Annotated in this window: 8 protein-coding genes; all 8 read right to left on the bottom strand. The window is 35.8% G+C overall.

All coding sequences use genetic code 11. The features are described from left to right. Positions 1 to 62: 62 nt before the first annotated feature. A complete protein-coding gene (locus tag LQE94_RS05700) occupies positions 63 to 3,575 on the bottom strand; it encodes a DUF7601 domain-containing protein (RefSeq protein ID WP_240577192.1) in 3,513 nt (1,170 codons plus the stop codon). After that, entirely contained in the window at positions 3,565 to 4,245 is a 681-nt protein-coding gene (locus LQE94_RS05695) for a Spy0128 family protein (protein WP_240577191.1), read from the bottom strand. The genes LQE94_RS05700 and LQE94_RS05695 overlap by 11 nt, the downstream gene beginning before the upstream one ends. Further along, on the bottom strand, positions 4,242 to 5,162 hold the full coding sequence (gene srtB / locus LQE94_RS05690) for a class B sortase (RefSeq protein ID WP_117805298.1): 921 nt from the start codon (positions 5,160 to 5,162) through the stop codon (positions 4,242 to 4,244). The genes LQE94_RS05695 and srtB overlap by 4 nt, the downstream gene beginning before the upstream one ends. A 237-nt stretch (positions 5,163 to 5,399) precedes the next feature. After that, positions 5,400 to 6,548, bottom strand: coding sequence for a DUF7601 domain-containing protein (locus tag LQE94_RS05685; RefSeq protein WP_240577190.1), 1,149 nt, complete (start codon positions 6,546 to 6,548; stop codon positions 5,400 to 5,402). A gap of 59 nt (positions 6,549 to 6,607) precedes the next feature. Beyond that, a complete protein-coding gene (gene lepB / locus LQE94_RS05680) occupies positions 6,608 to 7,150 on the bottom strand; it encodes a signal peptidase I (protein ID WP_240577189.1) in 543 nt (180 codons plus the stop codon). Positions 7,151 to 7,351: 201 nt separating this feature from the next. Then, complete coding sequence (locus LQE94_RS05675; protein WP_240577188.1) at positions 7,352 to 9,070, bottom strand: Rrf2 family transcriptional regulator; 1,719 nt, start codon at positions 9,068 to 9,070, stop codon at positions 7,352 to 7,354. A 436-nt stretch (positions 9,071 to 9,506) separates the two neighbouring features. Further along, positions 9,507 to 11,165 (bottom strand): PucR family transcriptional regulator, encoded by a 1,659-nt coding sequence (locus LQE94_RS05670; protein ID WP_240577187.1) that lies wholly within the window; start codon positions 11,163 to 11,165, stop codon positions 9,507 to 9,509. 203 nt (positions 11,166 to 11,368) lie between these two features. Beyond that, positions 11,369 to 12,289 (bottom strand): tyrosine-type recombinase/integrase, encoded by a 921-nt coding sequence (locus LQE94_RS05665; RefSeq protein ID WP_240577186.1) that lies wholly within the window; start codon positions 12,287 to 12,289, stop codon positions 11,369 to 11,371. Between the last annotated feature and the right edge of the window lie 413 nt (positions 12,290 to 12,702).

Genomic DNA, 12,702 nt, shown 5'->3' with positions numbered 1-12,702 from the left:
TGAAAAAGGAAGAATCATACTTTCAGGTTCTTCACTTCACAAGCACAATCCTTCCCTTTGCCCTAACGATATTTTCTTTTTACTTTTCTGAAAAATACCACGCCGCTCATGCCAATAAGCAAAGCCACAATTAGCATCATAATCCAACTGCTATTCTGAATATCTCTTCCAGTTACTGGCGGTGCAATGGTCGATGTATTGGTAAACTGAATCGCTTCACTTCCTGTAGTTGCCATCGTAAATAATGCTTCCGCTCCATCTGTCACCGTTCCCCCATTTATGCTGTACGAAGCCTTGAAATTTGTTCCCGGCTCTGTCTCTGTAACGGTATATGTCCATCCTGTCGGCAAACAGCTGATATCCACATATTCATCTTTCTTTAATGTAAAAGTTGCCTGATTGTTTGTAAAAGCTAGATTTTCTTCTGTTCCATCGCCTTTTTTGATGTAAACCTGGTCACTGCTAAGAGTTGCAGCATTTGTATCCTTTCCATCCGGTGCATTTGCCTGAATCGTAAACGAGAATGCCTTATCCAGTTCCAGATTATATCCGGATACAATTTTGCTGACTGTCAATACGGTTGGCTTATAATACAAATTTAATTCAATCGTATCTGTAGATGCATCATTTGTAACCGTCTTTTCTAATGTGTTGTGTGGATCATCTTTATCAAAGATATATCCTGGAAATGTCCCATCTGGTTCTGGCTTTGCAAATACTTTAACACTCTCATTTTCTGTAGCAAAAGAAATAGTTCCTGCTGTTGTCTTTTCCAATTTTTCTGTACTATTCGGTACCTTAAGCCAATGCTTCACTTCTACCTTTTTTGTATCGATTTTCTTCCACTGGGCAACAATCTGATAACCACTCTCGTTATTCCATGAACACAATGGAAGATTCGTATTATTTGCATACGCATAATTATCTTCTGCAATTGTAAAAAGCTCTCCATGTTTGTATAGTGTTTCACTTAGATTTCCAGATCTGTCTTTCAACTTCCATCCCACAAATTCATATCCTTCACAAGTCGGTTCTGGACAACTCTCACCCATAACAAAGGTCGTTCCCATACCTCTTGCGCCTTTATACGTGGATGGATTTTCACCATAAGACTGCATCGGTTTATTTTGATTATTTGTTTCCTGATTATACGGAATGTTATTCACAAGGGCATCTTCAGGTAATACCCCCTCACCTGCGCCAGAATTATAATGTACATATAAATTACTGGAAACTGCTTCAAAACTTGCTGCATATAAAAACCAGTCCGTATTATACGGATCTGCTGCTCCCCAAGCTAGATATGTTGTATATCCAGCCTTTTTAGCAGCATCCTTTGCCGCTTTCCATTCCTTTGTATATATATAAAATTCATTATTTCCTGTTTTAATAGACGTATCTGTCATCGTATCAATCATTCCAGCATTAGCCGATGATTTTCTTCCGTCCAGAACAGGGTCTTCACCATGTGGAAGACCATAACTCACACCTGTGGCAGACTGAAGACCATTTGTTAGGACATAACCTGGTCTTGGTTTCACAAAGAAAATTCTTACCTGTCGTCTGCTTTTCCCGTCATACTTCACAGCATCCATATCTATGACATCATTATCTTTAACAGGTACGAGTTTCTGTTTTTCATAATCCCACATCACTACATCCAAACCTTCACTGTTTCGCCTTTGGTTTGTATATAATCTTGCCGTTAACGCCTGCTTTCTAATACTGTATGGTGCTAAATTAAAATTATAATCTTCCACTGCTCCGCCTCTGACTTTTAATCGCATTGCATATGCATAGGAACAGTTCGCTTCATCACCTCTACTAGATTTATATTCATTCGTCATTTGAGTTATTATAGTCACATTTCCTGGACTTGAGGTTAACTCATCGCTTGTTCCAGTAGAAGTAGGTACTTCGCTATAATACCCATTGGCACTAGAGTCCATTGTATAACCATTTACTGTCATATGAACCAAACGATATCCTCTGTTCACATGAAATTCTGGCATATATAAATAAGAATCACCACTACTAAAATCTGATTCCTTAAATGTCCACTCAATCTTATCCTGGCCTTCCAAGTAAGTCCAGCCATTCTTTATACTATGAGAAATATTAATGTACTCAACACCAGCATTATCCTTCGTATTAATAGTCACACGATAAACACCCTGATTCGTATATGAAATAATAACTGTGTCATCTTGATTAATTCCAATCTTATAGGTAGCTCCGTATTCATCTCCTGATGTTTGAGTTATTCCGGCATCCTTTTCTGTTTTGACCGATTCTATCTTAAATCTTTCTTTTTTATCTGCATAGTTTGCTGGTTTATGATTATCTTTGCCAGGTGTAACAGAGATTACCCAATCTTCCCCTGCATTGACACGAATCTGTTTGTTCGTTTCAACCGGAACATCTTCGCTGCCCTTTTTCATAGCAAGGATACCAGGGTCACAATTTGTCGGAAGCACTTCTTTAATCATAACAAAGTAATACTCCTGATAGGTCATTGTTAGTTTCTGTTCTGCTTCCATCTTGATCGCAACAACACCATCTGTACTATAATATAGCACTCCGTTATATTCCCCGATATACACACAATCTTTTCCATTTACCTTCGCACTAAGGAAATCGAAATGTTTGCCATCTATCAAAAGAGCCTTATGTTCAGAAATATTTCCATAAGCGATTGTAGTAGGTGCTCCATTAATTAGAGTTCCCTTTGCATCCACATATTCTACACGATCCGTAGTCTGTTCATCGCCATTCGCAACACTTCTCTGCATTGCGATATTCAAACTCTGTACAGATATCGTATCTGGAAGCTGCTCATCACTTGCCTGTTCTGTAGATTTTTCATTGTCAATAATCTGCTCTGAAGACTTCTCTGATATTTCTGTTTCAGATTCTTTAGTTTCTGTAGTATCTTTTTCTTGCTCCAGGTCTTCTGTCTTCGATATTTCTGACTCTTTTTCCTTTTCTTTCAATGCATAAGTCATAGTCAGTTTTTGTCCATCTGCAAACTTATTGGCATTGATATTATCGGAACTCCAATAAACCGTATCTTTATATACTCCTATAAAGGAACAGTCTGCATCATTTACTTTTGCACTCTTAAATTCATAATCTTTGTCAGAAATATTTAACTCTGAATGATCTGATATTTTTCCAAGCTCAATGGTCTCTGGTGCTCCTTCAATCGCATTGCCGGATTCATCTACATATTCCACCAATTTTGTGGTCGGTACCTGACCATTTGAAGTTGCTTCCTGTATTTCTTTCTCCAGCTTCTCCACTTCTATGCTATCCGGAATCTGTTCCTCAGTTTCTGCCGATGTCTCAGTTTCTGTTTCTGATGTAAATTGCTCCGAAGTTTGCTCGGTTTCTGTCTGTTGTGCATCTGTCTCACTTGTAAATGCTTCTGTATCTTGTGTTTCTTCCTGCTCTGTAACCACTGATGTTTCATCTTCTGATGCACTTACGGTTTCCAGATTCATAAAACAAATAGAAAAGATTAGAAGCCAGGAACATGCTATTTTCAAATATGTTTTCCAATTCTTATGCCTCATTTTTCGCATCTTCCTTCCTGTTCTTCTGCTTCTCCATGAGTAATCCGCAAAGGCAGATAACTGAGCCAAAGAATAAGAACAAATAGCCTGCAACCGGACTATCATCACCTGTCTTTACCGGCGAACCATTATGAATAATATCCTTTGATCTTGGGGAAGATGGAACCGGGTTTTGATTTTTACCAGTTTGACCGGTATACGAGTTTTTGAATGAAACCTTCGATACTTTATCTCCATTTTCATTTTTGACCACTGTTACCGCCATCAGTTCATTATTGGAATCAAAGAATCCTTCAATCGTTACATCATAGGTTTTTGAATCATATGTATAATTTTCTTTATTCTCTGTTGCCTGGTACAGCTTGTAATGATATTCTCCTGCCTGTCCGACATTCATAATCAGCTCTGTAGAAGAATTACCACTCATATTCCAGGTAAATGTTCTTCTATTGCTTCCCTCCGGCATTGGATTTTGTATCTGATCTGCTATTAAAACATAAGAGCCTGTTTTGTCAGCATCTGCAGAATTGTTTACTTCAAATATCTGTTCCACTGGTATTTTCACTGTTGTGTTTTTGCCAGCTGCCAGTACTGGTTTTTGAACACCCAGAAGGAATATCATGGACAGGAATATAACCATGGCTATTTTTGTCAAACGTGTTGTTCTCATGCTTCTCCCTCTCCTTCTTTCTTCTTGTTTCTTTTCTTTTCTATCTGTCTTGCTATCAGCATCAGTACAAGGACAATCAGGATAAACCATACAATAACTGGCACTTTTCCTACTGCATTTTTCAGTTCATCAATTCCTGTACCTACGTTTTTGGCTTTTTCTTTTTCCGGATATATCTGATCTGTTAAGCGTCCCATCAGGATATTTCTTCCATTTGTCATATCCGATGTACAGGTGGTCAGCAAAACCAGATGATCATCTTCCGTTATATTCATATCTCTTTTATATAAAACATTGTTCTCGATTTCCTGCAGATACTCCTGTTTCGCTTCTGGTGTGTCCAGACACACATTGAAAATCGTCTCATTATAAGCATCTACCTGTAACAATGCGTAGAATTCAATTCCATGATTTTTTCCATCAAAGAACAGATTTCCATATGGATGTTCGTTGAAATACTGTTCATTTGTAAATTCACCGATATCTCCAAACATCATGTGCTTTTCCATATGGTGACCATATATAATATTATCAAAATCCGAAAAATCCGGCTTATTTGCACAATGTAAAAAGATTGCTCCGCTTAAGGAATAGTTTCCTTCCGCATCTGTATTCATATAAGTATCATCATTGTCCGTCTGCACCAGTGGATAATTGATATTTGTGTCATTCACTCGTATCCATCCAATCACATCCGGATTGATTTTCTGTAATTCTTCAAAAGATTTTGTATTCTTTTCTGTCGGAATATATGCTTCATAGTTCTTTGCATCTGCTGTCTGGTATACCTGGTGGGAGTCCCACAGCATATAACCGGAGAGGAACATGGCTGCAAGAATCAGCGATAAGGCTGTGAAGTTTACAATATGGTCTAATCCTCTGATAATTCCTTTCAGCACTTTCTTCATCCGAAGCATATGTACAAGTTCCTTTCACCATTTCTGTTTCTTTTATATTTATCAAAACTGGTTTATCTGACCAATTTGCTCGTATAATCTACAAGAAACATGCTCTGCGAGTTTCTTGTAGCTATCACGGCAGTCGCCAAGGTCTTGTGCAAGCACAGACTTTGGCTCGTTGCTCGCGTAAATTAGCAAAAAGGGATGCGGCGGAGCAACGCCGCACACATCCCCTTTCCTGGTTGCTATATTTTATTATTTCTGTAATCTTCTACGTTTGAAGCCTACAAAAGCGATCAGTGCTACACCGCAAAGTGCAATCATCAGAACGTATGGAAGAGTGTTCATGATGATACCAGTTGTCGGTACATAGTTGTATGTATTGGTTACGTCAACAGTATTCTTTGCTTTGCCTAAAGTTTTATCAGATACTGTGATTGCTTCGTCATACTTGCTTGCTGTAACAGTATCCTGTGCTGCACCGTTAATTACAACAGCTGCACTTCCTTTATAGTTCGGTGTTGCAGACTCTGTTACAGAGATCTTAGTTCCTACAGGAACACCTGTGAATTTCATTTTCTCAGTTGTTTTCAGTTTGAATGTATAAGTACCATCCTGTTTAAGTGAAATAACTGTTCCATTACCTTTTACGCCGCCAAGAGTATTTGCATCTGTTCCATCTGGAAATTTAAAGGTTGCTGTGAAATCGAACTCTTTCTTTGCATCTGCTTGTACACCTTCTGGCACACTAATCGTCTTAGATACATTTAAAGATCCAAAATTTGTGTAATCTGGATCTGGGGTCGTTGGATTTGTACCTGTACCAGCTTCCTGTACATAGGTGTTGGTGAAGTTGAATCCGTTTGTATCTGTATCACCGATATCTGTTACTTTTGTACCCTGTGCATCATCGCCTTTATCATCTTTCATTTTTTTGACGATAATATTATCAATTACTAAATTGCCCTCTGTATTCTCTGTAACATATACATCCATTGTATACTCAGCCTTTGACATGATCATTTTTTCATGTTCCCCGTCGGCTACTGCTGGATCTGCTGTCTGAGACTCAGTTACAGTGTACTCATACTCACCTGCCTCTGGAAATGTCGAAAAATTAACTTTTGCTCTCTGTTTTGTTGTTCCGGTCTGCTTTGCTGTAAATGAAATATCTGGTATCGAGACGTTAGCATCCTTTGTAATAATCCCAGTTCCTGCTTTAACCTGTGTTGCAGTAAAGCTAAACTTCTCTGCTTTTCCAACCTCTGTGTTATACGTTTTGCTAACATAGGCTTCGGTTACCTTGCCCCCCTCTGCCGCAAATGTTGGCATTGCCATTCCCATCGTCATGGCACCAGCAGCAACAACTGCGAGCACTTTTTTGAACATTTTGTTCATGCTCATAATGATTCCTCCCTTGTAGATAATATTGTTTGTTTTTATTTGATTAACGGAGGAGGGGATTAGAGTCCTCTGGTCCGAATAACCGCAATCGCTTTTCCTTTGACGTCTTTAATATTAATACAGCCATAGATTCTGCTGTCTGACGCTTCCGGTCTGTTATCACCCAGTACAAATATCTGACCTTCGCCAACAGTGATTGGAAAGTCAACTCCATTTTGAAACTGTGTGGTGTCAAAATAAATATCCTGTGAAATCTGCGTAGCACCGTTAATCATCAAACCGTCTTTTGTTATATCTACGGTATCACCTGCGACTGCTACGACCCTGCCTGTGGTTGTTCTGCCATCTTTCTTAAATACTGCAATATCACCGGACACAAAACGCTTGTCCAGTCGATAATACATGACCAGATCACCATCTTTTATTGCTGGTTTCATAGATACGTCATTGATTCTTACAATTCCATACAGGAATGTAAAAATAAGAATGATTGCAAAAATAATAATCACAATCTTCAAAAGCAACTGAATGATATCCTGTGCAAGTGATGGTTCCTGTATTGCTTTTTTTTCTGTCTCAATATCAACCTGTTTTTTCATCATTCACGCTTCCATATTCAAACTTAGATATTCAAGGTTTCCGTTTAAACATGTAAATTGTAGTTCTTTTCTTTAAAAATAGTAATGTTACAAATCGGAAATCTTTTTGAGAAATTTTTGTAAAAAGTGTTCCACCACATTTATATAATTTTCAAAATCAATAAAAAAAGAAACCATGCCTCAACACGATTTCTCTTTCTTTTTCTATTCTATTTCTTTTAACATTTTATAAATAATCAGGCCATTACTGACTGCCAGCACTTCATTTGCATTGTCAAAATTAATTCCGGAAATTTGTTTTATTTTTTCAAGCCTGTAAGATATCGTTCTATAATGAACAAACATTGCACCTGCAGTTTTCTTGATGCTTTGGTTATTTCTAAGATACATCTGCAAGGTTGTAATCAATTCTCCCTTATGTTCATCATCATATAAATATAATTTCTTTAATGTTTCCGGAATGCATCTTTCCAATTCCATCATATCATCAACTTTGCCGAATATCTGGAAAAATCCGAGGTTCGAATAATTTACTACTGACTTATTCTTATCACCAGTCACCTGGCGGATAATCTCAATATACTTGATAGCCTGACTTGCTTCGTGATAAGATTCTTTCAATCGTTGATACCCTCCCACACTTTTTCCTATACCAATCTGAAAGTCTGTATCTTTCTTTCTATAAAGAATGCTTTGCTGGATAACCTCCTCTATTTCTTCCATCTCTTTCTGATATTCCAGTTCTGTCTGATCGGAATCTACCTGTTGAATCATAACAATCTGATCCATATTTCTGTAAATAAGCGCATCCGGCAAAAGATGCATCAATTCACCCTCGATAACACCTACTTCGTGAAGCTGTTCTTTTGTATATTTTCTTTGTACATTTTTTGTGATGGTATGAAAATCAACAACCCTGTAAGTATCGCTTTCTTTCATTCCGAGCTGTGCTGCCGCTTCAGTCATTTCTTTCGAACTCAGTAATCCATTCAGAATATTTTGGATAATATCTCTCTGATACGTCTTTTTTTCTTCATCCTGTGCAAATTCACTCAAAAATCCATCCTGTAAGTTAATAGTCGCATTTTCGAGTTCCATACAAACATCCTGTTCTTTTTTTCTTAGCTCCTGTTCCATTGTTACAATCGTATTCGGAATTACTTTTGTATTATGAAATGTAATAATTGCTGTATTTTCCTTTACATCCACATACTTACTAGCTTTCATCCATACATACGATGTACCGTTATTTTCGATAATTCCGCGATAGAAAATTTCTTCTTCCACACATCCATCTACAAGATGTTCTGTTAAATTCTCACCTGCAAGACATTTCTGGACATTTACCCAGTCTGCTTCACAAATATATTTTTCCGCATATTTTTTTATAAAGTCATCATATGATTCTGCTGTTTTTACTTGTTCATAGACATCATGATTATGAGAATAAATACATTCATAATCTTTTTCTCTCAGATTAACTTTTATAATCACATAAAATTTTCCAAGATATTCATCCTTACCAGGACGGATAATGTCTGATATCTTTACGCTCTCCAAGCGGTTATTGTATATATTTTGCAGATCCAGCAGAATCTGATGTACTTTACAGCAGGTTATATAATTTTGGGAGCAACCTCCCTCTTTTTCCAGGCACCTGCTAATTGCCATGGTGGATTCTGTACACGATATCACATCCTTTAAAGATATATTCTCTGGCTGTTTTGCAATCTGATATCCACCCTTTATCCCTTCACAGGCTTTTATGATTCCTGCTTGTTTTAATTTTTTTGTTATTTTTGGAATATAACTGGATGGAACACTTAGTTCCTGAGATAATTCTGATGTAGAGATCATCTGCCTTTGTGCTGCCAGATAACATACGATTCTGATAGCATAATCCGTTGTACTTGTAAGCTGCATGGTTTTACCCCTTTCCTTAGCTAAACTATTTCAGGTATTAGTTCGTCCTAAAAAATTGGTGGGTTCCTGTCGGACGATGAAATTGATTATTCAAAAATTTCCATCAATTTCATCAAGATATGGGGGGCGTTCTACTCTATCATCAGATATAAGATCTAGAATTCTATAAATAATAATATCGCAACATATAGTAATGCGATGATGGCTTTTCAATATAATTTTTTCTCATTGTCTATTTGAATCAGAGAATGTTTCTCATCGATATTTCTGTATTGTATACCATTTTAATTTTTTTTATAATGTTCCAAACAGGAAAAGTTTTTTTATTTTTTTGTAAAATCTGTTCCATCGTATCGATACTCTTCCATATAATACCTTTTTATGAACTTCGTTCAAAAAAAGAAACCATGCCTCAACACGATTTCTCTTTCTTTTTCTATTCTATTTCTTTTAACATTTTATAAATAATCAGACCATTACTGACTGCCAGTACTTCATTTGCATCGTCAAAATTTATTCCGGAAATTTGTTTTATTTTTTCAAACCTGTAAGATATCGTTCTATAATGAACAAACATTGCATCTGCAGTTTTCTTGATGCTTTGGTTATTTCTAAGATACATCTGCAAGGTTGTAATCAATTCTCCCTTATGTTCATCATCATATAAATATAATTTCTTTAATGTTTCCGGAATGTATCTTTCCAATTCCGTCACATCTTCAATTTCGCCAAATATCTGGAAAAATCCGAGGTTCGAATAATGTACTACTGACTTATTCTTATCACCAGTCACCAGGCGGATAATGTCTATATACTTGATAGCCCGACTTGCTTCGTGATAAGATTCTTTCAGCCGTTGATACCCTTCCACACTTTTTCCTATACCAATCTGAAAGTCTGTATCTTTCTTTCTATAAAGGATGCTTCGCTGAATAACATCCTCTACTTCTTCCATCTCTTTTTGATACTCCAGTTCTGTCTGATTGGAATCTACCTGTTGAATCATAACAATCTGATCCATATTTCTGTAAATAAGCGCATCCGGCAAAAGATGCTTCAATTCACCCTCGATAACACCTACTTCGTGAAGCTGTTCTTTTGTATATTTACTTTGTACATTATTTTTGATGGTATGAAAATCAACAACCCTGTAAGTATGGCTTTCTTTCATGCCGAGCTGTGCTGCCGCTTCAGTCATTTCTTTCGAACTCAGTAATCCATTCAGAATATTATGGATAAGATCTCTCTGATACTTCTTTTTCACTTCATCCTGTGCAAATTCACTCAAAAATCCATACTGCAAGTTAATAATCGCATTTTCGATTGCCATATAATCAAGTTCTGTCAGTCCTCTATTTTCTTCTGTTATTGTTATATATATTTCCACCTCACTCAATATGGCAAATTTCACTACATATTGAACACAGCTTCCTTTCATCTGCTTCATATATTGAAATTTCGTAATAATATTGGGTTTATATGGCTGAATTTCATCTGACAATATTAACTTGGAGTTGTCCGAGTTTGTTGAAACCATACAATTAAGATTACCATAATACAATACAACAGGATTCTCAATCATGATACTTAAAAATTTGGTAATATCACTTGCTGTATTATTTGATCCATTATTTCTTAAAATAAACGTATTAAAATTATCATGCGTAATTTTAAAATACTTTAATCGTGCAGTAGCTTTATCGAATACCTGCATTATAACATGGCGGATAATTCCCCAGTAATATAAATCTTCTGAAATTTCTACCAGAGGAATTTCATATTTTTTGCAGTGTTTTTCTAATAAACTCAATCTGCGTCCTGTAGGATCATATTCTTTTCTTTTCTTTACAATGAATCCACTTATGTCACTTTTAACTAAATCTTCAAAATGTTGCTCTACTTCTCGATCACTGCATGATAAATATACCTGAAAACTGGTTATGAGTATTTCACCACCCGTCAGGTATCGCTCCATATCTTCAATTTCGATTATTCGAATACCTTTCACTTCCAAATCTAGACCTTTTTCACCGCAAAGCAGCTTCATTTTTGGAAACTGTTCTGATTCAAGTAATTTTCTTACAGTATATGCCATCGTTACTCCTTATCCATTGCAAAATCAATACAACATAATATCAGTTATGTTGTAAACTGATTTTTCACATCTGTTTTGTTTGTTAATAAGTTAAATATGACCTGTTTCATTATAAATTGCACAAAAACGGCAATTGATTAGACAAAATTCACCTTCATGTCAGATGATAAATAGCCTTATTTCACAACGCTTTTTTCTTAAGGTCAAGTATACCTCACAGAATCTTCCTTGTCTACAACATAACTGATATTATGTTGTAGTCCTAATTTTTTTTGTTCAATAAACCTATCTATTCGTTTTTGGAAAACAGATTCTGTAGTCGCTGTGTATATTCTTGTAACATTAACACTACTATGTCCTAGTAAATCTGCCAGACCAGCAAGATCCTTTGTATCCTCATAATAACTTCGTGCAAACAAATGTCTTAGATTATGTGGGAAAATTTTTGTTTCTGCCACTCCAGCTTTTTTTTGTAAATTTTTCATTTCCCGCCATAGATTACTTCTATCTTTTAATTTTCCAGTTTTTGTGATAAAGACCCATCCGGTTTTAATTCCATGTTCTTTGCAATAATTCAGTAAGTTTTCTCTTAGAAGTTTCGGTAAAAAAATTTTTCTATACTTTCCTTTATTATAAATTTCAATCTTTCCCCGTTTAATCCGTTCCACTGTAAAATATTTAAGTTCGCTGATTCGTATACCTGTACAAGCGATTGTTTCCATACATAATGCAAGCTGTTCCTTTCCATCTTTCTTTGCTGCATAGATTAATTTTTGATATTCTTTCCTTGTAAGTTCCTTTTGGGTTTGTATAAACGGTTGTTTTTGGATCTTAATTCTTCTGACTTTCAGATTGCCCGTACCTAAAAATTCTAGGAATTGATTCAGCGCAGCTAAAATTGAATTAACACTATTAATTGCATATTTTTGGATCAGGCAGTCCTTGTATTGTAAGAGTATTTCTTTATTGATGCATTTATCTTCATCTAAATATTGAAAAAAGACTTTTATATCAGACGTGTATTTTTGAATTGTTGCTTTTGCATTTTCTCTTACATGCAAATAAGTCGCAAACTCGCTGATTATCCCCTCTGATATCTTGATTGAATTCTCCATTACTTTCATTAACATCTTCCTCCTGATAAATCTTACTTCCCCATTATAACCTTTTTTTACTAATCAGCCGCCACTTTACTTGTCTTTACCTTTCGTCATCTATCATTTTCTGACTGATTTTGCTATTATTTCAACAAAAGACATCTTTGGTATCTCTTTAATTTCCTCTGCTGAAATAAATACATCTGTTTTATACATAATTTTTCTCCTCCTCGTTCTGTATTTTTTCTTTCAAAATACATATGGGATAAAATATTGCGTATTACTAAATCAGTTATGAAATTTTTTATTTTGGGGAAAAATGGATATATTTTCGGAATAAAAATATTCTTTTTGGATATAAGAAATTACTCATAGATTTGTTTCACAATATCTTTTGTCTACAAAAAGTGTATCACGAAAGTAAAAAAAGTGCCCGAAAC

The sequence above is a fragment of the Mediterraneibacter sp. NSJ-151 genome, from assembly GCF_022487435.1.
Lineage (GTDB): Bacteria > Bacillota > Clostridia > Lachnospirales > Lachnospiraceae > Schaedlerella > Schaedlerella hominis.
The sequence above is the reverse complement of the archived record's forward strand: the minus strand, read 5'-3'. Positions and strand labels throughout refer to the sequence as shown.

Excerpts from the sequence above, each read along its gene's own strand:
- LQE94_RS05670 (WP_240577187.1), bottom strand. The coding sequence starts at position 11,165 with ATGGCATATACTGTAAGAAAATTACTTGAATCAGAACAGTTTCCAAAA.
- LQE94_RS05675 (WP_240577188.1), bottom strand. The coding sequence starts at position 9,070 with ATGCAGCTTACAAGTACAACGGATTATGCTATCAGAATCGTATGTTAT.
- lepB (WP_240577189.1), bottom strand. The coding sequence starts at position 7,150 with ATGATGAAAAAACAGGTTGATATTGAGACAGAAAAAAAAGCAATACAG.
- LQE94_RS05685 (WP_240577190.1), bottom strand. The coding sequence starts at position 6,548 with ATGAGCATGAACAAAATGTTCAAAAAAGTGCTCGCAGTTGTTGCTGCT.
- LQE94_RS05695 (WP_240577191.1), bottom strand. The coding sequence starts at position 4,245 with ATGAGAACAACACGTTTGACAAAAATAGCCATGGTTATATTCCTGTCC.
- LQE94_RS05700 (WP_240577192.1), bottom strand. The coding sequence starts at position 3,575 with ATGAGGCATAAGAATTGGAAAACATATTTGAAAATAGCATGTTCCTGG.
- srtB (WP_117805298.1), bottom strand. The coding sequence starts at position 5,162 with ATGCTTCGGATGAAGAAAGTGCTGAAAGGAATTATCAGAGGATTAGAC.
- LQE94_RS05665 (WP_240577186.1), bottom strand. The coding sequence starts at position 12,289 with ATGAAAGTAATGGAGAATTCAATCAAGATATCAGAGGGGATAATCAGC.